The following is a 23,531-nucleotide window of genomic DNA, read 5'->3' as shown; positions in this document are numbered from 1 at the left end:
AGCATGAAATATATTTTTTCCTTTTTGAATAATCTTAAAATCCGGACAAAAATGATCATATTTGTTTCCGGTATTGTCCTCCTTTGCGTTCTCCCCCTTTCGATAATCGTATTATACCGAAATCAAGCGATCGTATTGGAAAAAACGTTCGAAGTATGTCGAAACTTGGCCAACAATATTGCGAATTTGGCCACTGAAGAACTGTTGATTAATGAAACCTACGACTCTACTAGAACAAGTCTTCTTCGTTTACGTGAAAGCGATATTTCCGGACTAATCGATTCGTACGTAATTAATGTAGACCGAAAATATGTCGCAGACCTGAACGAGGATAAGATAGGGCAGGACATACCGGAATCAGATTTTCAGAAATTCTCCTCTATAAAAGAACTATCTCTGAACGAGATCGCCCTGAACGGTAAGACAGTCCTGAGATTTTCTTATCCGATTTTCATAAACTATCAAGGCCAAAAAATGTGGGTCGGAGTCGCCATATTCGAATTCGATAAGGATAAAGTCTATGAACCGGTATTTGCGATCAGACGAAGCATTATCAGCGTAGCTAGCGTATTATTCGTGTTCGGAATTGTGATAGCGATTCTAGTCGCTATCAATTTTTCAAATCCGATTCATAAACTCTCGCAGGGCGTAAAGATTATCGGAGACGGCGATCTAAACTTTCAAATAGCCGTAGGCGGAAAGGACGAGATCGGGATACTTGCATCCCAGTTCAATAGAATGACGTTACAAATTCGGGACTTTACTCAAAATCTCGAATCCATGGTTCATCAAAGAACGAACGAGTTGAATGAAACATTAGAAAAAGTTCAAGCGTTAAAAGTCTCCCAGGATGCCGATTATTATCTTACCTCGGTACTATTGGAACCCTTGCAACTTAACAATAATTTATCCAAAAGAGTGAAAACCGAGTTTTTCATTGAACAGAAAAAGAAATTTTCCTTTAGAAGATGGAACTCGCAATTAGGGGGAGATATCTGCGTAACCGATAGGATTTGGCTGGACGGCAGAGAATATACGGTTTTCGTAAACGGCGATGCAATGGGAAAATCCATGCAGGGTGCAGGCGGCGCCTTGGTGCTCGGCGTAGTCTTTAATTCAGCGATTCTCCGATATAAGCTTTCAAAGAATCAAAGGATTTTTCCGGAAACTTGGCTAAAAGAAAGATTCTTAGATCTACAGAACGTATTTTTATCTTTTGACGGATGTATGTACATTTCAGTCTGTATGGGACTCGTGGATACTCAGTCCGGACTTCTCTATTATATAAATGCGGAACATCCTTGGACTGTCCTCTATCGGGATTCGGAAGCTTCTTTTCTTGAGACGAATTTAAGCCTCCGAAAATTAGGGATGCCCGAGCAAGAAGAGAAGTTTTATATCAGACTTTTCCAAATGAAACCGGCGGACGTTATTATCATAGGGTCGGATGGTCGAGATGATATACTAGTTTCTAAATCGGGAGAACAGGATACGATCAACGAAGACGAAACGAAATTTTTGCAGCATGTGAAAAACGGAAAAGGCGAATTATATAAGATTAAGGAGGAAGTCGAAAATTCCGGATCTCTAATAGACGATTTTTCCATACTAAGAATTTCATACTTGGAAAAACAAGCTAACTTGCTTATAGGAAACGATACGCCGTTAGAAATCCTGGAAGTGATACGGGAGGGATCTCGACTTCTTGAAGATGGGGAATATCGGAATGCGATCGCTCTAATCGAATCGATCGGCAATAAGAAAGAATCCTCACCCGATTTATTGAAGCTTTCCGGAAATATCTATTACGAAAGCAGCGAGTATGAAAAAGCCCTGGATCATTTTGAGAAATATTTAAGTGAAGTCCCATCGGACAACGAATGTATTTATTTAATTTCGGACAGTCTGAAAATGTTGGGGAGACTTACCGAAGCGGCCGATTACGGAGAGAGGCTCTTCTTAAGAGATAGATTTCATTTCGCTAATTTATTGAATTTAGGGAAAATTTATCTTGATATGAAAGTTTATTCCAGGGCTAAGAAAATCGCCTCCATCGCGTTGGAGCTCGAGCCGAATCAACCCGATGCGGAAGTTCTGCTGGAAGATATAAAATCGGGAATGATGGAGGACGGCTACGTTGAGGAGATTCAGGTAATAGATGATTCAAGCGTTAGACACGTCCATTTGGAAGATATTCTTGCTAAGGCGGATTATTTATATCATAAGAAGAATTATATCGAAGCACTTGAATCGTACGAAAAAGCGAATAGAATAGAAGGAAATAATCCTTGGACATTATTCAGAATTGCAAATTGTCACTCTCTGTTAAACGACTTGGATAAAGCTGAACATTTCTATCTACAATCGATCGAAAAAGCCTCAAAAAACCATCATGCTTATAATAATTTAGGAAGCGTTTATTACAGGAAAGGCGATATTTTTCAAGCTAAACTTGAATGGAAAAAAGCCTTAGAGATTAAGCCGGATTTTAAAACGGCAATCTTAAATCTTACAAAAATCGAATCTTTGGAATCAAATCGGTTAACGTCCGAAGTATAATTTTCATCGATAGAATTTAACCATGAACAATAATACCGTTTCTAATATAGGACTAAAAGAGTTTGTTTTCTTTTTCGCTACTCTCGTCCTAGTAAGACCGATAATTGCCGCTCCAAACCTTACTTCCGGAAATATCGAGATTCTGCTCTCCTCCGATAACAGTATTTATGAGCAGGCCTTATACGGCATACAATCGACTTTGGATCACCCAGCTAAAGTTTCCTATGTGGATTTGATTCAATCCGAAAATAAGGACATCTCTTCATATTTCAGAGAGTTGGAAGCGACCAATACAAAGCTTTTGATAGCGATCGGTCCGATCGCATTGAAATTAGCGGGTGAGAATATCACCAAAATACCCGTGATATTTACGATGGTAAGTAACCCGAAATCTTTCGGATTCAATTCGGGAAATATTTGCGGCGTGGGAATGGACATTTCTATTGCCGAATTCTTCAAGACGATAAAGGAGTTATCGCCAAATGCGGAGAAGGTGATTACTTTTTACTCTCAGCCGGAAGGTGAATTTTTTGCAACAGAAGGAGATTATGTAGATTTAAAATATAAACTGCTATTTTCCAAAAGAAAGGTCAGTGAAGAAAATTTTCGAAGTAACCTAGAAAAAATAAAAGGAGAATACGACGCGTTCATAATTATCAAAGATCCCCTTTATAATAGGTCTGTTTTCGAAGAGCTATCCTCGTTCGCTCAAAAAAATAAAATAATATTAGGAGCTCCGTTCCCGGCCTTAGTCAGGGCCGGTACGACGTTCGGTATCAGTCCCGAATATAATAAATTAGGCATTGAAACAGGAGATCTGGCAAATCGCATTCTGTCAGAAAAATCCTCATGTAAGACTGAAAAATTCATTCTGCCTGATAAACCCGCCTTCTTTTTGAATGAGACTTATGCTGCCGAATCGGGCTTAAACGTTCCGATCGAGATAAAGGAAAGAGCAAAACTGACTCAATTATTCGCCGTAGGAATCAATCTTCTAAACGAGGGGAAATTAAAAAGTGCCAGAGTCATATTCGAGACTATCCTTAAAAAAGACCCGAACAACCAATCCGTTTCTTCTTATCTGCAATTAGTAATAGAAAAAATGACTGGAGGAAAAACAAAAGAACTACTGCAGTCGGCCGATGAATATTATAAGAAAGGAAATTATTCTCAATCCAGAGCGGAATATCAAAAAGTGCTCTTTATCAACCCGAATTTGCAGGTTGCTAGAGATGGATTGGCCACAGCGACGTTTGCCCAGAGCGAGGCGGAAAGGATTTCAGCCGAACATCTCGCGAGAAACGGAAAAGTATTCGATGCGATAAAAATGTATCTTTCTTCTCTCCGGACCTACCCGCAAAATTCAAAATCTTCGGGAGAGCTGAATCACATACGCGTTTCCGAATTTTCAAAAATATCGGAGTATCTGAAGGAAGGGATTAATCTCTATTCACAACGGGAATATGAGAATTCGATCCGGATATTCGAACATATCCTTTTAATAGACCCTTTGGACAAACGGGCTCAAGAATATCTTCGATTATCGAATAAGAAAAAAGAAGCGATTCAGATTCTTCAGGCAAAACGGGCTAATTAACATTAAATATTATAAATATAAAATGTTTTATTCTTTTTCGAAATCGGTTTCTATTTTTAAAATGACGCATTTAGATCGACCATTACTTGTCTCTGCGCGTTCGAATAGTCGAATGGAAAGTTGTTGATTTTGATCAGTTTCTGCTGATTATTCAATAAGTTTGAAGTAAAAACGCCTATGCTGATTTTTTCAGTAATATAATACGCAACTCTCACATCCACGTTCACCCAGTTCCCCACGTAATTAGGTCGATACTGAGGATACTGTAGTCTCGAATCGCTTTGTAAAATTCCAGTAGTGGTATCGATAGGCCCGAAATCGGAGCTACGTCTGTAAACGGTTCCTTGGTAGTGCGCCTGGACGCTGGTTTCGATTTTATTTGTGACATAGCGTATGCCGATATTTGCTAAGTGCGAAGGCGCCCAGGTCATTTGATTTTGACTGGAAGAGACTGTTTTATCCAGCATCTTTTCGCTCAAACGATGAGCATACGAGTAGTTAAAGAAACCTGAGAATTGATGATAAGTGAAATTGACCTCCGCCTCGGCTCCGTTCGTTACAGCGGAATAAATATTGGTACTCAGGTTATTATTTTGCAGACTATAAAATATCTGATTTTGAAAATTTCTAATAAAGTAGTTTACCCGAACATTTATATATTGATTTAAATTCCAATCCAGGGCGGCCTCATAATCCCTTACGATTTCGGGTCTTAACTGCCTCGGGTTAGAAGCTAGCGAGAAGGTATTGGCTCCGAACATTTCCGTTATAGAGGGGGTTCTGAACGCCTGCCCACCCATCAATTTTAAATTTAAGCTATTCGTAATGAAATAAACCAAAGCGGCTTTCGGACTGGTCTTTCTGAAAACTCGTTTTTCATGCGGAGCATAGGGGAATCCCAAGTAATTGCTATATGGATTATCGATGCCCACATAATGCTGGATTGTCTGGTCGTTTCGCACACCGATCGTCAGTTGCAATTTATTGTACAGAAATTTAGGAGATACAATTTGTCCGAAAACGCCCACCGTCCAGACAGGTTTGTTTTTAATCCAGGCAAGCCAGGGACCCAGATTGCCGTTTGCATTATTTGCGAACGGCGGGAAAGAATCCGCAGCATCGGATAAATTCGCGTTCGCATAATGACTTTGATCGCCTCCATAAATGAATCGCGTCGTCTCAACCCCGGACAAGATACTTCCTGAATTGCCTAGATCATAGGTCAACTGAGCTCTTCCAAAAAGACTCTGTCCGTTAGTTTTTAAATATTCGCTGACGCCAGCAGGATAAAATCCTGAAGACGATCCGTTTTGCGCATAACGCGTGTTCCAATCTATGCTATGTTTTTGATATTGTAAAACGTATTCGTGCGTGAGTTTGGATCCTATTTTGTTTTTGTACTTCATCGAGGCCATATCCCGATACTCGTCCATCTTACCGTTATAATCCGGAATCGCCCATAGCCATCCATGTCCGGTTTGAAAGTTCCAGTACTGTCTATGATATTGTATGGTCAGCCCTTCTAAGATATCCTTTCCTTCTAGTTTTGTGAATAGATAATAGTTCGATCTAGCGTCCTGAACCGGAAACTTAGCCAAGAAAGAACCTGTGAAATCGGTTCTACCGGAACCGTCATAGTCCTTATAGTTATTTCCATTTGTTTCATACGAATTATAACTCATGACGTAATCGAATAATTTGCCGGTATTTCCGGTTCTGAAATCGTAGATTTTGGTCCCCGAAGTTCCCATCCGAACTCTAGTTTGCATTTCACCGCGTAAATCCTTACCAGAATAGGTATTCAAAGAAATGATTCCGTTCATGGCATTACTACCGTACAAGGCCGATCCGGGTCCTCGGACCACTTCGACGGATTTAAGCATATTGAGCGGAGTTATTTCGGAAGTTAACGCCGAACCGTATAAATTATCGTTAAACTGAACTCCATCCACGAGCATTAGAAGATGGTTATTATTCCAACCTTCGAACATCCCCCTGTAACTAACCGTATTCCGATCATAGTCTTGGGAAGGCGCGTAACCCGGCAAGTTTCCCAACACATTATTCAATGAAATCCTGCCGTAATGCAGTAACTCTTTGTCGCTTATCACCGAAACCAAGTCAGGCGCATCGTGAGTAGGTAATTCCGTTTTCGTGGAGGCAGTCGTGACCTGTGATTGGAGTAGGTTAAATACTTGCTCCGTTGATTTCTTGATGTCTTCTTTTTGAACGGGAAAAATATATTTCTTACTAATAGGATTTGAAAGAATATATTCGTTTATATTTTCCCTTCTTTCTTGCTTATTCTTGTTAATTCTTACGGACAGGACAATTTTTTGAGTGAACTGATCTATTACGTTCTCGTCCGATTGATGGCCCTCGTCTTTCGGTAAATCATTCTTGATTTCCTCTAATCCCTGAACTTCGTTATAACTATTATAGGCATCGATCAAAAATCCTTTTTCGGAATTATAAATCTGGCCGTACAATATCAGCTTGCCGGTGTTTTTTTCTCTTCGATAAAAGCCGGTCAAGTAGAGGTTGCCTTTCGACATTCGTTTAAAATTCTCTTCGGGATTCAAAGGCGGAAGAATCTCGACGGAATAACGTAATATTTCAAATTGACTCTTCAACTTTTCAACGAGTCTCTTTGAGATATCCGGTTCTAATTTGGAATCGAAAGATTGAAATTGCCCGATATATATGGGTTCCGGTGAATTTTGCCCTCTTACCGATCCTAGAGCGAAATACAAACTCGCTACAATGAAACATCTAAAAATATGAAATTTATTCATTCGAAATCACGATTAATCGAAGGAAAGGGCCCGGATTGTTTACCGAATTTTCGGGGAAAGTCAATATAAAAATTATTTCTTAACTTTAGAAAATAAATTCCATTATTCGTAATGCTTCACTAGGAGTTTCAGGAAGGAATTTTAAGTATTAAATAGCAAAATTAAAGATTCATTTCATTTGCATCGTTTTGACAAATTGATTAATTTGTTTAGACATTTTTTACACAAAGACCCGATTCGAAATCGTCAAAATTCAACCCTGGGGAAGCTTATGTATAAGCGAATCACTCATCAGATTAAGGTCTTCGCAAAGTCTAAAACGGGTCGTATTCAATTTCGCTTTTTAAGAGAGTGAAAGAAGGAGCCAATCACCATATTTTCCTTTCCTATTACTAAGTCGCCCGACTCCATTCACGGTGAGAAATAGTCGGTTAGCTTTTGAAAATAATTAGAACTTGGATTAGAATTCGAAATTAAACTTCGGTATGATTTCCGAATTTAAGCGACATTATAGAGCATGCTCCGATCTGTTCGAGTTCCAGTTTACGTATTCATAATAAAAGGGATGAATTATTATTAACTTATTTGAAATGGTTTGTGTAGAAATGTTCAATCGCTAAATATTATCCAAAAAATGGACAATCTGCAAAATTCAATTACTCAAAATCTTTTTAGCTGCGGAGAAGATTTAGCAATGTGTCGGATGCGATTATCGGATACATCTAATTAGAGTCGATCCCTCGGGCGCCAAATCGTTACTCTTTAGGCTTTCTTCTCTTTTCCGAAAGCGATCTATAGGATACCCTTAGAATTTAAGAGAACCGAAGATGGATCGAGCATTATTGCTTAGCGGCTTACGGATATGCCAAACGGAAGAATATTATTTCCTCTCTCAAATCACCGTAAAGAACAAAATTTCCATCGTTACACTTTTAACCGATCCTGCATATTTTTCTTCATTGCGGGAAACAATAATACGTAGCGAAATGGCCGTCTTGACTATTCTAATGAAGAGAAATAATTTATACAAACTTCGACCGAAGGGAATTTGAGGCATTATATGAAACGAATATTACAAATTGATGGTGGCGGAATATTAGGTATTATGCCGGCTTTGGTCCTTGTAAAGCTGGAGCGTCTTCTGAAAGAAGTAATGCAAACTACATTGGCCGAATCATTCGATCTCATAACGGGGTCTTCTACGGGAGCGATTATCGGAGGTGCCATCGCAGCGGGAGTTCCGGCGCAAGCGATTGCAGATCTGTATATTAAGAAAGGTGCGGATTTGTTCTCTCCGAGAACCCGATGGAATCCCGGGAACTGGCTTAGAGGGAAATATGATCGAAATCCATTCATCGATCAAATCAAAGCTACGAAAACTTTCGATGGTAAGCCCTTAGAAACGTTGTTAATGAAAGATTTGAAGACTCGTTTTATGGCGACATCGTTTAATCTTTGTTCTCAGAGGACCCATTTTTTGAAGTCCTGGGACGCTTACGATGGAACGCATTCGCTTTATGAAGTAATTTCGTGGTCGGCTCTCTCTGCCGCCTATTATTTTGGAAAAATTAATGTTCCTAATTTTCAATGGACGGATTTTTTGCCCGACGGTTCGAGCAAAAGAATCGAAGGCGGAGTATTTCAAGACGGCGGACAAGGTATCAATAATAATACGATTCATTATATTCTTACGGAGATTTTAGCAAATAGCTGGTATCAAGAGGGGGTTGTCATTTTATCTTTAGGAACCGGTAATAAGGACTCTTACGTAAGCTATTCCCAAGCTTCTAAAACGGATTTTTTAGGCCAGATATTTAAATATCCGTTTCAAGCTCGTGCCGAATCGACGATTGATCAAGTCCTGGCTGCACAATATTTAGCGAAATTAAACGATAGCATACGCTTTCATCGTTTTGATACCATACTTCCTGACGACGAAAACGAGTTAGATAAAGTCGATTATATCGACCATTTTGTCGAGTACGGGCAACGCATGGCGGAAGCCGTCGATCTCGGTTTTCTGCAAAAGTATTTTAAAGGCGATACTGCATAAGCTAAAATTATATTCGCTCTTTCGGAAGTTCGTCTGTTGAAACTACAATAATGCTTGAAGGTACTAGACTAAGTTTTTGTCAGAAGGTTACGGTTAATATCCGCTTCAAAGCAAAAGATAGCTGGAAAAGTAATCTTCACGGCAACAATGAATGACGACTGGCTCCGAATTGTAACAAATCTACAAAATTGATTCGTTTTAACACCTCATATTCGATAGATTTTCATATATTGCCTTTTTCTAATTTTTAGGAAATATATTGCATTACTAGAAAGAATTTCGTCTATAAGCTTTTAGAAAGGAATTCTCATTTGGAACCTGAGGGAAAAATTGAAAGATTTCGAATTACCAAATTGACCTTGGGAATAATCGGCTCGGTTGTTCCGTTAGTTCTCCTGCACCTCTATTCGCTTTCCTCCGATTCATATTTGAGTAGAGAAGCGGCTTTGGACCCGATTTTCTTCGAAAATCGGAATCGCCCGAAAACTCCGGAGAATTCCATTTTTTTTGGGAAACAGAGTCTTGTATATTTCGGTTACCTACGCTGTAAGTCGGTTTGTCATGGAACTATCTCTAAATTTAAAAAAATCCTGAACGACTCCCAAAGCGAGTCTCTGCAAATCGTTTTAATCAGTCTGGATCCGGAAAACGAATCTTCGGACAGTTGGCGGAATTACTTCTCTGATGTGCCACAGCGCAGAATAAGAATTTTAAAGCCGGAAAGTTCCGAACAATCCTTTCGATTAGCAAGCTTATTTGGAGATCGAATCATCAGAAACCCAATCACACTTGAAATAGAACATCTCGACGTTATGTTCTGGGTCGATGAAGAGGCAAAAATAAGAAGTCTTTTTCCTAATTTTTCACAAAGTAAGATGTTTAGTCCTGAATTTAAAAGACTAATATCGTTAAAATAATCGCATCCGGAGAAGACATGCAAGCATCCGAAGCCAACTCATTTCGCTTAATCGCACAAACGCAATTCGATCAAGAAATCGAAAAAGTCGATCGTTTTTTCTATATATTATTATTATCTCACATACCTGTTGTGTTCTTATTCTCCATTAAGTTCGGATCTTGGAAATTTGTCGCTGTCTCTTCGATATTCATTACGATATCGGCCACGATCGGCTTTCTATTATTGCGAGGACATTACTCGCTGCGGTTTTTAAATTCGATTCTGATCATGCTTTGGTCGGCGGTTTTGATACAATCTCAGTATGGAAGCATAGAGATGCACTTCCATATTTTTGGAGCGCTCGCCTTTTTACTGCTCTACAGAGATTGGAAAGCGCTATTGCCGGGGGCTTTGTACATCGCCGTCCATCACGGACTGCTTTCCTACTGTCAGAGCATCAATGCAAAAGCATTCGATATGCCGTTAGTAATATTCAATTATGGTTATGGTTGGGATATAGTTTTCACTCATGCTATATTTGTCGTGTTTGAAACAGGCATTTTAATTTACTATGCGATCAGGTTTAAAAAGGAATTCATAGATCAGGCCGAAAATTTTTTAGCGTTAAGTGATTTAAGAAAGAATAATCATTCGATTCAGGCGGAGGTTCGAGATAGGTCGCAATCCGTTAATCAAATTCTGGAAAATTTGGTTATTAGCTCGGGTTTTGTAGCGGAGAAAACCACGGATCAAGCAAATAGTTTGGAAGAAGTCAATTCCGGTATGAACGAAATTTCCGATTCTATATTGAACATTTCCGCATCCGCGCTCAATCAAATTCAAGCGACCCAAGCTCTCGGTTCGTCTTTTCAGAATCTCGAAGAAAGCTTCGGCAAAATGAAAGACCAATTACTTTCCACTCAAAATTTATTTGAAACTACCTGGAACCATGCTAGAGAATCGGAAAAGAGTTTGCAGGCGATTGAAAAATCGATCGAGAGAATCGAAACTAGCTCGTCCGAGACCGCCGCGAAGTTAGGCACGATTACCGACATAGCGGATAAGGTGAATTTATTAGCTTTAAATGCATCGATTGAGGCCGCGAGAGCGGGAGAACATGGAAGAGGCTTTGCGGTAGTCGCGGATGAAATTTCAAAGCTAGCTGATCAAACCGGCCGAACGATCAAAGAGATTTTTCGCTTGGTTAAAAATGGAAAGGAGGAGATGTCTAAGAACACGGAGATTGTTCAAACAGGAACAAAAACGATTTCCTTAATTTTATCGGATGTCGATTCAGTCCGTGAAAGTTTAAATAAGTTCGTCTCTATTTTAGGAATTCAATCGGAAGCAATAACTACCGTCTCTGCGGCACAAGGAAAGGTGGATCAAATAGCGGGAATAATTCGACATGCGACGGAAGAGGAAAAGAAAGAGCTAGAGGAAATACGGATTCTACTAGACAAAATACAGTCTTTCAATTCCTTTATTTCGCATCAGGCCTCGGCGTCTGCCGATCAAACGAAAGAATGCAAGGAATTAAGCACCTCCCTGCAAAGAAAGGTAGAAGAATTCCAAGCATAAATAATCGAAGCGCTCTGCTCGAAATCAATATAAGTTTTTACATTTACGAAGGCGAAATTGGTAAGGTTTGCAGCGAACGCAAATGAAGGATAATCGAAAAAGAAATAAGCCAAGCAGGAATTAGAACTAAAGGATACTGAGTCGCTGCAAGCATAGATACATCTTAGTTAAAAATTCCTAATGGTGGATCACCGTGCGCAACTGCCGTAATAGCCAGAAAAAGATCGGCGTAATTCCGTAGTCTGGCCGCGTTGGGCATATCGTTTTTGATTTTTAAGACAATAAGCAATTCATGGAGCAGTAAGTCTGATCGCAATGTCACCTAAATATTGTATATACAACTATTTAAATGGTCAAACGAAACAATTCGATACGGATGGAAAAAGCAAATTTTCATTCTTATCGAAACTTTAAGAGAAGTGTCCGTTATTCCAGAACCGGCTTCCTTTCGATGATTTTTCGAATTTGTCCATCTTCAGATACTTCAAATTTACCGACTGTGTGCTCTATTTCAGGTCCGTTCGACCTGTAATTTATCTCCAGAACGGCGGCTAGTTCTCGGATATTCGGCTCCGTGCCGCGAATTAAAATCCATCGATCGTTTAATTCTTCTCTTTTCCGAAAATTTTCCAAATCTATAGCTTTGTCTTTCGCGTCGATATCGACTAGAACGATCTTTTCATTTTGAAACGTTCGATTTCGATCCATCTCTTTCAGATCTCGAATTACCAAAGGGCAAACGGTCTTACACGAAGTATAGAAAACACTCAAAATAAATTTTTCCCCGGCGAGCTTTTGAAACGTAACGGTCTTTCCTTGATCGGTTTCCCAGGCGGAGCTTAGGTCCATTAGCGATCCAATGACCGGCCCTAATTCCCGTTTTTGGGAACATTGTAAGAAAAAGACAAAACATAAAAAAATTATAATGGTTCGTTTCATGATTCGATATTTTTTGCGCAGCGAAATCCCAAATTTGACGCGGAATATTTAGCTTTTAATGAATTGCGATAAGCGTATCTCATGAAACTTGCGTAATCCGTCTTATCTTTCACGGTTGCGGCTCCGGTCGCGCAGAAGGATCCTCTCGCAGCGCCTTCTCTGTCGGAAAACGAGCCGCTTGAGAATGAATTGAAATCCTCGACCCATTCCCAGATATTACCGAATAAATTTCGAACTCCATATTGGTCGGTGTAACTTTTAAAGGATTTTGAAACTGCAGTTCCCGTCGGTTCTGAATACCAGTCCAATATTTTCTTTAAAACCCACCGCTTAGATTCGCCGCTTAATTCGGATTGGGCGATTCTCTCCCATTCGGATGTAGTAGGAAGTCTTTTCCCTTTCCAGTTGCAATAGGCTCTGGCAGCAAACCAGCTGATATTTACTACGGAGTATTTCGGGTATTTAATTCTCTCTTCTTCAAAATTAATTAAATACATATCATCTACAAAGGAAGATTTTGCCGAACCTTTCTTCCAGACCGGATTGTTCCGCAAAAATTCGAAGAACTCCTCATTCGTTGTCGAATCCGAGTCTATTAAAAATTCTTTAACTGATATCGGCTTTTCCTTTTCCGATGTCAAAAATGGGAGAAAAAACCCGGCAGAGATTTTTACCATTTGATCTTCTTTAGCTTGGATCGGTAAACCGCATATTAGTGTTATTAAGATCGCGCTGAAACCTCGCATGATTACTTGATTCTGGATACTTCTTCCGGCGTAACCATTCCGCCTTTGTTATTAAACGAATTAAGCAAATATGTGAGAACATTGGCGATAGCTTCGTCTCCCAAGCCTAAGGCGGGCATTGTTCCGTTGTAAATATCTCCGTTTACTTTGATTTGACCCGAAAACCCTTTTTTTACGATTTTAGCCGCTCTTAATTTATCGGCATTGAGGAAATCGGAATTCGCTAAAGGAGGGAATACACCCTGGATTCCTCTTGCATTGATTTGATGGCAGGCTGCACAGTTTTGTTCGAAGATATTCTTTCCCTGCTCCATCTTTTGCTGTAAGGTCCCTAACGAGGGTTTTTGTAAATCTCCCATACTTTGGGCGGCACCGCCTTCGGGTAGATAGACAAGATCGGATATTTTTCCGGAAAAGATTTGTTCTTCTGCATCGCCTTCCACCTTTAAATGCGCCAATGCTCCTTTATTGAACGCCCTAAAAATGGAATGGTCGACTAAGATATAAGTTCCGGGAACTTTTGCCTCGAATTCCACGATTGAAGCTCCGCCCGCCGGAATGAGAGTCGTTTGAATATTCTTTGCTAAGCTTCCCATCGAAGCTTCGGGAAAAACCGAATCAAAAATTTGTCCTATGATATGAAACGACGAGGCTAAATTCGGTCCGGCATTGCCGACGAACAATCTTACTTTTTCTCCTTTTCGAACTTTGATCGCCTTATCATCGGTATTCGCTCCTACCTTTCCATTAAATACGATATAGTCCGGTTGCTCCTTTAAAGCCTTTTCCATATCGAAAGGCTGCAGTCCTCGTTCTCCCGTCTTGCCTTTAGTATAGAATTCACTTTGCATAATATAATATTCTTTATCGACCTTCGGTAAGCCATCCGGAGGTTCCACGAACACTAATCCGTACATTCCGTTCGCGATATGCATTCCTACTGGCGCGGTAGCACAATGATATACGTAGAGACCGGCTCTTAATGCTTTGAATTTGAAAACGCTTGTGTGTCCTGGCGCAGTAAAGGAAGCGCCGGCTCCTCCGCCCGGACCCATTACTGCATGTAAATCTATATTATGCGGCATCTTACTTGAGGGGTGGTTACTTAGTTGAAATTCGACATTATCACCTTCCTTCAAACGTAAAAAGGGGCCCGGGACATTCCCTCCGAATGTCCAGAAAGTGTAGTCGACTCCGGGAGCCAGTTGTTTAATAACTTCCTTTGTTTCCAACTTTACGATCACATCCGAAGCGCTTCGATTTAATGGAGCGGGAACGTCCGGTGCGGACGCTACGGCAGCTGAAACGGGCGTTTTATTGCAGGAGATGAGCAAGTTAAATATTAAGGAAAAACTTAGTAATTTGATTAATTCTTTCATAAACCCTATTCATTATATTTTAATAAATGAAAAGTATAATGTTTGAAGAGGTATCAATATTTTAATTTCTCCAATTTTCAAGACATTTTTTACCGTTCCTTATTTTAGAAAAGGGAATTTGCCGTACCGGCATCCGTAAAAAGGTTTGAGTATTAATAATTTTCAGAGCTTCGTATCCGCTCGGCTTTGATGAAATTCATTAGTAGCTCCGTGAAGAATTTATTTAAGGAAAATGTCTATAGACTTCGTTGGATCATTTGGCGCCAAGCATTCTTTGCGGTAATTAGCCAATGATTTAGTTGAGTTTTCGAATATATGCCTTTTCTCACCTTGACATATGTCAATGTCAAACGCAGTAAACGTTTTCTATCGAAACTCATCCTAAATCATATATGTTCATTCCGACGGAATCATGATCCACGAATGCCGTCGAGTTTGACGTGAGACGAATTCATTCTATCTTTTCGGCAAACGGAAGATCGGAGATTAACTTCCAACCCAAGCCGGTATCGATAAACGAAAAGAAGATATTAAATCTCATGACCGGGCTTAAAAGATTCGCGCGAACAACGGCAACATTACCTCGAACAGTAATGTCTTCGATTGTCGTTTCCCGTTTTCTTCCGCCTAATTTCCTATCGCGAATCATTTGAAGATATGTTTCGCGATTCAGAATCGTGACTTTTGTATCTTCTGGAAATGCAAACGTGATTCTATGAATCGATCTGATTCGAGATATTTGTTACAATGAAACCGTTACTTCTCGTTTTGGATGATTGGGAAGACAGGACTGAAGCATTACCCATTTGGAAAGAAATTTCCAATCTCGTTGACGTTAAGTTCTTAAAAGATTCGATTGAAACGACACAGGGAGGAGAGGGTCCGAGCTGCCGAATTTTTGATGGCTATTAGAGAGCGCTCGACTCTCACCGAAAAAGTATTCGAGTCTATGCCGAAACTTAAATTGATCCTGCGAACAGGCGGAAATGAGAAGCAAGACGGATTATTCCCACGATACGAATAATATTCTAATATAGTATTCCGCGCTTACTCGGCTCCTAATCGGTCGGTTAGCTTGAAATCATTCAACGTCCGTTTAGTAAAATCCGCTCCTTATATAAGGATAGAATCGTGCCCCATTATGGAGCCCGAAAATCGATCTTAACGGAATCTTTACGTTTTAGTTGGATTTACTTACGGGAAACGATATATACTTTCGGTATCTACGAAAGTATATTTAAAATAATCCGCGTCAGTTTCTTTAGGGAAGCATAAAACGCGAGCAGAAGTTATGAGATTCATTTTACTATTCGTATGTTTCGTGACGGCTTATATTGATTTATACGCCGAGCCGGACATGGAGGCTTCAAAAGGCAGCGGAATCTTTCAGGAATTTATTCCCGGAACCGAGCTGGAGCTCGCAAAAAAATATATGGCCTTGGGAAGTTTGGAGCAGAAGATTAAAAAATACGACAAGGCGATCAAGTATTACGATCAGGCCCTTGAAATACTTTCCAGAATCGGAGAAAGGCAGACGCAAATTTACGCGCTAGTACTTTATTTAAAATCGATCTCCGAATTTCGATTGGGTAGATTCTGTAAGGCAAAAGTCGATGTCATTGAAGCGATTACGATCTATCAAATACTTGGAGATTTGGACACCGCCCTTCATGTCGAAGAAAATGCATTACCGGAATTTACGAATGCCTGCAATTCCTCAGCCTTTATTCGTCCGGATTTTGGGCAATTCGGATCTTCAGACAGCGGGGACCGATCGGGCTTCGTATTTGTAGCGCCCGCCTCGGCCTACTGATTTAAATCTTTTTAATACTATCTAAATGCCAACCTTAGAACTTGGCAACGATTCCCAGGGTAAAACCTATTTGATCATTTCTTCTGTGGCCTTGAGCGTCTACAAATTGTTTACCTAAAGACCAATCCCTTCTAATATCCAGCTTTATGAGTAGATTCTCAGTAAAGTTCCAAACCGGAGTAATGGTAAAAGTTCTATATTGCCCGTAATTATTCGCTCCATTATAGTGTTTGTAAGTAGTCGGATTCAATTGAGCCATGATCCAACCGGTTGCTGAAGTATAACCTTGAGCTCCGATGGCTTGCAAACCGTTTGGACTGCTAAGAAGAGCGTTGAGTTGTGGATTGGAGGCAAGAATGGCGTTGGCAATAGCAGTATCGGCTGATAGCTGGTAGTTACTGATGTAATTGTTGATGCCATTCGTACCGAAAGCATTAGGAGCGAACGTATTTAAAGCGCCGTTATTAAGCTTATCATCCAAATACTCATAACGTACATTGACTCCCCAAGTTTCGTTGATTTTGAATTTGGAGAATATCCCGTAAGCTTTATAGATACTCTTCACGTTTTCAGGCGTCACGTAGCCTAATGCTATATTAGTTGCAGTAATTGTGTTATTCGGATTGTATCTTTGCTGATTGAGGCCGGCATTCGCGTCAATACCGGCCTTCTGGCTCCAAGTGTAGTCCAAATCAATTTGGATTCGATCCGTGGGAGTAACTGAAAGCACCGTGTGACTCATGGCCCAATAATCTTTATTATATTTTGCTCTAGGAGAGGTTGGCGCGATTGGATTAGGAGTGACGGCAGGATCCGCCGGGATGTTGATATTCCCCGTATTCGCATAATTCGCAAGGAGAGCAGGGGTCGCATCCATTCTTCCATTTGGAAAATCTTGAGAGTAAATCGTGTTCCATATAATCGCTAACTTGTTTTCAATTAATTGGCCTTTTAGTTGAGTTCCAATCGATTTGTGTTGGGTGTAAGCTTCAACGTACGGACTATGCGTCGTGTCGGTTAGAGTCGCGCTAGTAGGAGGAAGATAACCGGTTCCTTGTCCGCTATTATATAAATATACGGTACCCGACCAGTTATTATTGATTTGCGTCGTCAATCTTGCGCCAGTATGAATGAAGGGAATCGTATTCTGAAAGATTGCTCCGATCGAATAATTAGGATTATTCATCGATTCCAGAAGTTCGTAGCCTATATGTGTCGCCATCTTTCCGACGTCCAAGGTCATGCCTTTTAAGACCGGAAAGAAAAAGCTTACGTAAGCTTGTTTCAACATATTCATGTTGTAAATCTGATTGGACGTTGTGTAAGGCGTCTCCTGAAATGCGTTGTTTTGACCGTTTTGGAAATCGACTCGAAAGCCCCAGGGGGAAGATTTCTCCGCCGTTTTATGAGTTACTAAAGAAACCGCATTGATTGCAAAGTTTTTATTACTGGTCTCAAATGCACGGGTTGTGTCGATGGAGTTCCCCTGTAATGGGTTATTATTGTACATATAGTATACGTCCACAAATCCGGAAAACTCCACTTTATCATACCATTTGCGCTCGATCGGCTCTACGTCTTTTACGGCCGGTATTATTGCAGTCGACTCCGATGCTGGTTTATTTTCCGCTTGTGCGAAAACCGACGAAGACTCGATCAGCAATAGGGTGCAAGTAAGACGAATTACTCTTACGTTTATACTATTTATTACGTATTTATTTAATCTCTTATAAATCGCAATCGCAAGTAGCAAATATTTTTGTATTCTTTGCATTCCATATTTCCAAATTGACCCCGGTATTCGAATCGAATAGATTCGCAAAAATGTAAGGCTCAGTGCGCCTGTTGTTGCGCTATGAAATTTCATAATACTTTCCTGGCAGATTGATTTTTGATATTCTAAAGAATATCAAAGCGAGTAGAATATTATAATTATTTAATTAGTAGGTCAATGCGTGGGCGACTAAGGAAAATGGAGAATTGCGTTAATTTCGTATAAAGATTTCGGAGTTCGTTTAAAATCGAGAGAACTTTCGCTCCTAAGATTCTTATCCGTTTGCTTTAATCTATGCAGGTGGCAAAAGAGTCGTAAGTGTCCTATCGATCCACGTCTACCCAAATCGACTTTAAAATGATGCGATCGATTATTGTTTTTATTGGGATTCGATTTCCAGAATTGATGAAAAGGCAATTCTCATCAGAGGAATTTATCGTTCAAAAATGCGCCGCATCCCGTGGATGAACTTGGAATTTCTTTTCCGAGACTTCGGAGATGTTCCTACGCCGATAAATTATGTATTTTGAGGTGGATTCGTTTGCTAACGGTAATTTTCCGCACGTTTCATTCGTTACAAATCGACGTGCGGGAAAAAGACTGCGCGTTAACTTATATTGACTGCAGTTTTGAATTCGGATTCATCTTCGTCGTCGAAGGCTTCGCTGTAGGTCATCCAGCAACCCGTCTTCTCATCCATCAATTTACACCGCGACGTTGATCGAAAATAGTCCTTAAAAATCGATTTTCTCTCCTGTATAAACGAAGAGTAATGAACTTTCATTTCCTGTAGCGCATGTCCTAATCGATAGAAAGGGATTTTCATATGAACATGGTGCGGCGAGTGAATAAAGATATTGTGTAAAAAGAAATTTAGGAAGCCTGGAATATGATAATTTACGGTTCCCATCATCTGTCCATAGAATGGACTCCAATCTTTCGATCCTTTCCAGGGGATTTCCGCATGGATATGATGTACGTAAACGGTGATTCCGATGAAATAATTCCAAGATAAAAATGGAAGGATCCAAACTTTTAGCAAGAACCATGCGCCCAAGGAATTATCAAAGCCGTTCGCGGTCTTTCCTCCGAAATAAAAGACCGCCGCCGCTGATCCGAATGCAAAAGTTAACATTATGATTTTATCACGAAGAGCTTCTTTTAACGGCGCTGTAAAAATAACCATTCCTTTGAGCCAAATTTCGACGAGATAATAAATACCTCCTCCGAATACCGACCATGCGATTCTATGAAATCCTTTGCGTAATAAACCGAAACTTCTATATTGTTTCGGAGTGATAGGATGCCAAACGACGTCCCCTTTTAATTTAATAGTATGCCCGTGGTGAATTCTATTATGACCGTAGGCCCACTGAGTATATGCATGCAGCGACGGTAACATTGCGATTTGCCCGATCCAGTAGGAAAGTCTTTCGCTTTTAAATAATGCACCATGCGCGGCATCATGACCGATGATAAAGAGGGATGAAATCGATAATCCGACAAGAATCCAGAGAAACGGTAGAATATACCAAGATTCGACGTTCCAAAGCAGAAAAATAGTGAATGCAAAGACCGCGAGGTCCCTTATAAAATAGAGAATACCTTTATACGTAGGATTATCGAAACTTTTTTGGGAAATAATTTCTCTCACGCTTCCGAGCGTTTCTTTAGGTATAATAGCTTTTTCCATAGAGACTCCTTTTTCGCTTTGGTTTACAAGTAGGATCGAACCTTTGTATCGTCGCTTAATAAGTAAGAGCCGAAATCGCGTTCTTTGTTGCAAAAAAACGGATTCATTATGAGATTTTTATCGTGGGTCGACGAGGCTAGACCCACAGGTTACGATTTTCATTAAACTCGACGTATCTGTCGACTTTCCTCGAATAGCGGATTTCAAAAACCGATTAACTTACAGTTTCCGAAAGATCGGCGGCTCTCGCGTTTCTATTTCGTTTAACCATAAATAGCCCAAAAATGAGGGCAGTTAGAAACATCAACAGACTGTAGGTGATCGGAACGATGGTCATGGTTGGGACCATAAGAATAGTTCCGGTTACAAGGAGTGCGGTTGTCCCGTTTTGAATTCCTAATTCGAACGCTATGGTGATTGCTTGAGGTCGACTTAGGCGCAAAAGAATACCGAGAAGAAACCCGACGCTGATGCATAAGCAATTCATTGTCAATGCCGCCGCACCGGTGACTGCGAAGAATCCGATCATTTTTCCCCAGTTTTGTTTGACTAAGCCCGCAATAATTAAGAATAAAATAATCATCGAAAAATATTTTATAGGCTTTTCGAAACTTGCTGCGAACTTGGGAATCCATCGCTTAAACGACATTCCCAAGCCGACGGGTAATACCGTGATCGTGAACAATTGAAGAATCGTTTTAAAAATCGGCAAATTAATCGCCTTTCCTTCTCCCATAAAATATACCATTGAATAGTAAGCGAGAAAGGGAAGAGTAAACGGCTTAATAATACTTATAAGCGCCGTTAATGTGACCGAAAGAGCGACATCTCCGTGAAACAGATAGGAATACATGTTCGAAGTCGGCCCCGATGGGCAACAGGACAATACCATTAAGCCGACGGCCAATAGCGGTTCCATACGAAAAGTTACCGCCACGCAGAAACCGAAAATCGGCAGAAGGATCAATTGAGCTAGTAAGCCGATCATCACCGCCTTCGGATATAAAGCTACCCTTGCAAAATCTTTACCGGTCAAGGATAGCCCCATCCCGAACATAATTATGAACAGAGAGAACGGCAATACCGTCTCTAACAGAAATCCGCCTTGCATTATTTTTCTCCTAAATATTTTTAATAGTTTTCTACTATTTCACTGTTTAATTCGACCTTTTTGGAATCTTCCGATGTGAAGACTAACTTCAGGATCCGAAATATACTCGATTTTTAAAATGGATATATCGTCGAAAAGGTGATTCTTCACTTTTTCATAAACTTCTTTAAGATCGCCCTTTGCATCTTCGATGCTGCTTAAAAACGTTTCCTGGTTTCCGTTAATTATATTGCTTCCGTTATCGGAGCGTCCTGCTATAAGGTCGTCCTTTCCGTCCGAGCCGATGATGAGGCAATCTCCGGATCGCAACTGTAATGATTGGATTATGAAGGCTTCGGAGGAATCCTGTGGCACGCCCATTCTATTAAAAAAATGCTTGGTCTGCACTAACGAAGCTCTACCGTTCCGATAAAGAATCGGAATAGGATGTTCGGCATTGACTATATATGCCTTTCCCGTATCTTCCTCGACGATTCCTATCACTGCGGTAACGAGCATCGTTCCATCAAATATTTCGAATATTTTGGACAGTTCTAAGAAGGTGGATTTTAGCCATCTTTGCGGAGTGATTTCGTTCACTTTATCTTCGAAAAGTTTTGTCCGGTTTAGGATGGAACCGAAAATGGAACCTAAGACTATTGCTCCTCCTGCTCCTTGAATGGATTTACCCATCGCGTCCGCATTGATGAATACGCTACAACTTTTACCACCGATGCTGAGCGTATCCGCCATGCAAAGATCGCCGCCGATTTCGTAGCTCTGACCTTTAAACGTAAATTGCTTCTTTTGACGTATGAACGATTCTATCGCGATTCTCCCATTCGCGATTTTTTCGACCCCGAACGGCTTGAGAAGTAAGGAAGTCAAAAAATAATCCCCCTGTTGTTGCTCCAGAAGCTGAGTGAGTTGAAATGTTCTTTCCTTTACCTGATCTTCTAACGTATTCGCATAAACGGATAAAGCCGTTTGTGCATCTCGAATCGTTGCCACCATACCATTAAATGAATTGGATAAGAATCCGATCTCGTCTTGAATGCGAACGGGTATCTTCGTAGAAAGATCGCCTTTGTTGATTCTTTCAATTGCGGATAGAAGGTTTTTAAGAGGGTTCCAGATGGTGCCTTTGAAAAAGAATCTAAAACCCAGAAGAACCGTGACGATTGTAATGAATAGTATGAATACATGCAATATGACGATTTCATGCATGGATTCTCTATATGATTCGTAAGGAAATCCTACTTCATACAGGTTCGAAGAATCCTTAATCTTGAAACGATAAGATATCGACCAAGGATTCTTCGATTCGTCCGAAAGAAAGAAACGATCCACACTTTTGGGGAAGAACGAATCAACATCTTCCAACGCCTGTCTTTTGAATTCGTTTCGTCGGTCGTGTATTACCGGAAGGGAAGCGTCCAGAGATCTTGCTGCGTCGGCTGCCTTAGAAATTTCAACCGCATATAGAATTTCGGAAGAAAAGCTTTTTAGATAAACGGAATTTTCGGATTCCCTCAGTTTCGCCAAATCGAATGTTTCTTCCTGTCTAGCGACGGAGGCTAAGCTCAACCAATATTGTATGAGTAGGAATGTCCCTAAACATATCCCGGTAATGCGATTCAGGAACCTCGTTTTGTCTTCAGTGGTATTGATGTATAAAACTAAAATTATAAAGCTTCCTGGAATGATAAAAAAAGTATATATCGTCAGGAATGTTGCTCTCGAAATAATTCCGGCGCGGCTCATTGCGTTTGCTACGACGGCGGGAAAAATCAGAAGAATAAAAAATAATAAGAATAGGGAAGTCACATATCCTTTTCCGATTTGTTTGTTTACCCAGGATTTCCGTATTCCGACGAATATCATGATGGAGCAATAGCTAAGTATCAAAATTCCCAAAAGTTTATTTTCGTTAATTAAGCCGAAGGTCCAAATTTGTTCTGTAAAATCGAAGACCGGACTTAACGATAATGTTGAGTAGATATAGAATGTGGAGAACAAGAGCCATATAACGGATTGTGTTCGGAGTAGTGCGGAGGAAAATTTTCGGTTCGTTAATGCCGGATAATGAAGGAAAAATTGCGTTAGACATATGAAAGCAGGAACGACGAAAAGAATGAGCCATCGGTGGTACGCCGCAATGGGTGAATTTAAACTGTAAGCGATTACGAATGCGAACGCATGAATCGAAAGAAATGCGAATGCCGCCCCTAGATAGGTGCTGGATTTAGATCTTTCGGGAATGCCTAACAAAAAAGTACTTAGCACTCCGGTAAAAACGCATACCGTTAATGAACCGAAAGAAAAGAAAGTAAGTTTTAGATCCATAAAGTCCTGCGATTACTTTTGCAGGAAATGTACCAATACGAACGTTTTAAAAAAGATGGATCTGATTCGGATATACCGCTAATTCAAGCTCCAATTCCCTTTCTACACTCGATGGATTCTCAAATCCGTATCGATCTGATTGGTTTCAATCGATTCGTAAAAAAATGATCGATCAATTTCAATCGAATACGATCAGAAATATATTATTAAGCTTATTCGACTCGGTTTAGAAGCTCTTCTCAATAATTTTCGCATGGCACGGAACATG

The 23,531-nt window shown here is 40.2% G+C and carries 17 protein-coding genes; 8 read left to right on the top strand and 9 right to left on the bottom strand.

Annotated elements, in window-relative coordinates; all coding sequences use genetic code 11:
- Positions 1 to 3 precede the first annotated feature (3 nt).
- Positions 4 to 2,559 (top strand): SpoIIE family protein phosphatase, encoded by a 2,556-nt coding sequence (locus tag LEP1GSC058_RS01070; RefSeq protein WP_016547526.1) that lies wholly within the window; start codon positions 4 to 6, stop codon positions 2,557 to 2,559.
- A 22-nt stretch (positions 2,560 to 2,581) separates the two neighbouring features.
- A complete protein-coding gene (locus LEP1GSC058_RS01065; protein ID WP_016547760.1) occupies positions 2,582 to 4,156 on the top strand; it encodes an ABC transporter substrate binding protein in 1,575 nt (524 codons plus the stop codon).
- A gap of 56 nt (positions 4,157 to 4,212) precedes the next feature.
- Here LEP1GSC058_RS01065 and LEP1GSC058_RS01060 read toward each other — a convergent pair whose 3' ends face one another.
- Positions 4,213 to 6,951: a TonB-dependent receptor plug domain-containing protein gene (locus tag LEP1GSC058_RS01060; protein ID WP_016547648.1), complete on the bottom strand. Its 2,739-nt coding sequence runs from the start codon at positions 6,949 to 6,951 to the stop codon at positions 4,213 to 4,215.
- Between the two features lie 827 nt (positions 6,952 to 7,778).
- Between LEP1GSC058_RS01060 and LEP1GSC058_RS01055 the strand changes: the two genes are divergently transcribed.
- The 4 genes from LEP1GSC058_RS01055 to LEP1GSC058_RS01040 all read left to right on the top strand — a co-directional run bounded on the left by LEP1GSC058_RS01055 (position 7,779) and on the right by LEP1GSC058_RS01040 (position 11,483).
- Positions 7,779 to 8,003 (top strand): hypothetical protein, encoded by a 225-nt coding sequence (locus LEP1GSC058_RS01055; protein ID WP_016547619.1) that lies wholly within the window; start codon positions 7,779 to 7,781, stop codon positions 8,001 to 8,003.
- An 8-nt stretch (positions 8,004 to 8,011) separates the two neighbouring features.
- Positions 8,012 to 9,004: a patatin-like phospholipase family protein gene (locus LEP1GSC058_RS01050; protein ID WP_084680317.1), complete on the top strand. Its 993-nt coding sequence runs from the start codon at positions 8,012 to 8,014 to the stop codon at positions 9,002 to 9,004.
- 311 nt (positions 9,005 to 9,315) lie between these two features.
- Complete coding sequence (locus tag LEP1GSC058_RS01045) at positions 9,316 to 9,921, top strand: SCO family protein (RefSeq protein WP_016547644.1); 606 nt, start codon at positions 9,316 to 9,318, stop codon at positions 9,919 to 9,921.
- A 17-nt stretch (positions 9,922 to 9,938) separates the two neighbouring features.
- On the top strand, positions 9,939 to 11,483 hold the full coding sequence (locus LEP1GSC058_RS01040; RefSeq protein ID WP_016547657.1) for a methyl-accepting chemotaxis protein: 1,545 nt from the start codon (positions 9,939 to 9,941) through the stop codon (positions 11,481 to 11,483).
- 426 nt (positions 11,484 to 11,909) lie between these two features.
- On the opposite strand, the gene LEP1GSC058_RS01035 is transcribed toward LEP1GSC058_RS01040, so the two are convergent.
- The 4 genes from LEP1GSC058_RS01035 to LEP1GSC058_RS01020 form a co-directional block, all read right to left on the bottom strand.
- Complete coding sequence (locus LEP1GSC058_RS01035; RefSeq protein ID WP_016547692.1) at positions 11,910 to 12,332, bottom strand: SCO family protein; 423 nt, start codon at positions 12,330 to 12,332, stop codon at positions 11,910 to 11,912.
- 86 nt (positions 12,333 to 12,418) lie between these two features.
- Positions 12,419 to 13,099: a formylglycine-generating enzyme family protein gene (locus tag LEP1GSC058_RS01030; protein ID WP_016547507.1), complete on the bottom strand. Its 681-nt coding sequence runs from the start codon at positions 13,097 to 13,099 to the stop codon at positions 12,419 to 12,421.
- Between the two features lie 71 nt (positions 13,100 to 13,170).
- Positions 13,171 to 14,547 carry a copper-containing nitrite reductase gene (gene nirK, locus LEP1GSC058_RS01025; RefSeq protein ID WP_016547624.1) on the bottom strand — a complete coding sequence of 459 codons (1,377 nt, stop codon included), beginning with the start codon at positions 14,545 to 14,547 and terminating at the stop codon, positions 13,171 to 13,173.
- 451 nt (positions 14,548 to 14,998) lie between these two features.
- Positions 14,999 to 15,259: a nuclear transport factor 2 family protein gene (locus LEP1GSC058_RS01020; RefSeq protein ID WP_269571678.1), complete on the bottom strand. Its 261-nt coding sequence runs from the start codon at positions 15,257 to 15,259 to the stop codon at positions 14,999 to 15,001.
- A 35-nt stretch (positions 15,260 to 15,294) separates the two neighbouring features.
- Here LEP1GSC058_RS01020 and LEP1GSC058_RS20235 point away from each other — a divergent pair, with 35 nt between their 5' ends.
- Both LEP1GSC058_RS20235 and LEP1GSC058_RS01015 read left to right on the top strand, forming a co-directional pair.
- A complete protein-coding gene (locus LEP1GSC058_RS20235; RefSeq protein ID WP_198014366.1) occupies positions 15,295 to 15,459 on the top strand; it encodes a hypothetical protein in 165 nt (54 codons plus the stop codon).
- Between the two features lie 379 nt (positions 15,460 to 15,838).
- Complete coding sequence (locus LEP1GSC058_RS01015; RefSeq protein WP_156860621.1) at positions 15,839 to 16,360, top strand: tetratricopeptide repeat protein; 522 nt, start codon at positions 15,839 to 15,841, stop codon at positions 16,358 to 16,360.
- A 34-nt stretch (positions 16,361 to 16,394) separates the two neighbouring features.
- Here the strand turns inward: LEP1GSC058_RS01015 and LEP1GSC058_RS01010 are convergent, their stop codons facing one another.
- From LEP1GSC058_RS01010 to LEP1GSC058_RS00990, 4 genes are all read right to left on the bottom strand, one after another.
- Positions 16,395 to 18,227, bottom strand: coding sequence for an outer membrane beta-barrel protein (locus LEP1GSC058_RS01010; RefSeq protein ID WP_016547631.1), 1,833 nt, complete (start codon positions 18,225 to 18,227; stop codon positions 16,395 to 16,397).
- Positions 18,228 to 18,741: 514 nt separating this feature from the next.
- Positions 18,742 to 19,827 (bottom strand): fatty acid desaturase, encoded by a 1,086-nt coding sequence (locus LEP1GSC058_RS01000; RefSeq protein ID WP_016547483.1) that lies wholly within the window; start codon positions 19,825 to 19,827, stop codon positions 18,742 to 18,744.
- Between the two features lie 214 nt (positions 19,828 to 20,041).
- Positions 20,042 to 20,938, bottom strand: a complete 897-nt coding sequence (locus LEP1GSC058_RS00995; protein WP_016547580.1) for a bile acid:sodium symporter family protein — start codon at positions 20,936 to 20,938, stop codon at positions 20,042 to 20,044.
- A gap of 39 nt (positions 20,939 to 20,977) precedes the next feature.
- Entirely contained in the window at positions 20,978 to 23,263 is a 2,286-nt protein-coding gene (locus LEP1GSC058_RS00990; RefSeq protein WP_016547740.1) for a SpoIIE family protein phosphatase, read from the bottom strand.
- Positions 23,264 to 23,531: the final 268 nt, after the last annotated feature.

The sequence above is a fragment of the Leptospira fainei serovar Hurstbridge str. BUT 6 genome (assembly GCF_000306235.2).
Classification (GTDB): Bacteria; Spirochaetota; Leptospiria; order Leptospirales; family Leptospiraceae; genus Leptospira_B; species Leptospira_B fainei.
This window is presented reverse-complemented; position numbering and strand designations above follow the sequence as displayed.

Bases quoted from the DNA above. Each gene is read 5' to 3' on its own strand.
- LEP1GSC058_RS01070 (WP_016547526.1), top strand. From the start codon at position 4: ATGAAATATATTTTTTCCTTTTTGAATAATCTTAAAATCCGGACAAAA.
- LEP1GSC058_RS01065 (WP_016547760.1), top strand. From the start codon at position 2,582: ATGAACAATAATACCGTTTCTAATATAGGACTAAAAGAGTTTGTTTTC.
- LEP1GSC058_RS01060 (WP_016547648.1), bottom strand. From the start codon at position 6,951: ATGAATAAATTTCATATTTTTAGATGTTTCATTGTAGCGAGTTTGTAT.
- LEP1GSC058_RS01055 (WP_016547619.1), top strand. From the start codon at position 7,779: ATGGATCGAGCATTATTGCTTAGCGGCTTACGGATATGCCAAACGGAA.
- LEP1GSC058_RS01050 (WP_084680317.1), top strand. From the start codon at position 8,012: ATGAAACGAATATTACAAATTGATGGTGGCGGAATATTAGGTATTATG.
- LEP1GSC058_RS01040 (WP_016547657.1), top strand. From the start codon at position 9,939: ATGCAAGCATCCGAAGCCAACTCATTTCGCTTAATCGCACAAACGCAA.
- LEP1GSC058_RS01035 (WP_016547692.1), bottom strand. From the start codon at position 12,332: ATGGACCTAAGCTCCGCCTGGGAAACCGATCAAGGAAAGACCGTTACG.
- LEP1GSC058_RS01030 (WP_016547507.1), bottom strand. From the start codon at position 13,099: ATGGTAAAAATCTCTGCCGGGTTTTTTCTCCCATTTTTGACATCGGAA.
- nirK (WP_016547624.1), bottom strand. From the start codon at position 14,547: ATGAAAGAATTAATCAAATTACTAAGTTTTTCCTTAATATTTAACTTG.
- LEP1GSC058_RS20235 (WP_198014366.1), top strand. From the start codon at position 15,295: ATGAAACCGTTACTTCTCGTTTTGGATGATTGGGAAGACAGGACTGAA.
- LEP1GSC058_RS01015 (WP_156860621.1), top strand. From the start codon at position 15,839: ATGAGATTCATTTTACTATTCGTATGTTTCGTGACGGCTTATATTGAT.
- LEP1GSC058_RS01010 (WP_016547631.1), bottom strand. From the start codon at position 18,227: ATGAAATTTCATAGCGCAACAACAGGCGCACTGAGCCTTACATTTTTG.
- LEP1GSC058_RS01000 (WP_016547483.1), bottom strand. From the start codon at position 19,827: ATGGAAAAAGCTATTATACCTAAAGAAACGCTCGGAAGCGTGAGAGAA.
- LEP1GSC058_RS00995 (WP_016547580.1), bottom strand. From the start codon at position 20,938: ATGCAAGGCGGATTTCTGTTAGAGACGGTATTGCCGTTCTCTCTGTTC.
- LEP1GSC058_RS00990 (WP_016547740.1), bottom strand. From the start codon at position 23,263: ATGGATCTAAAACTTACTTTCTTTTCTTTCGGTTCATTAACGGTATGC.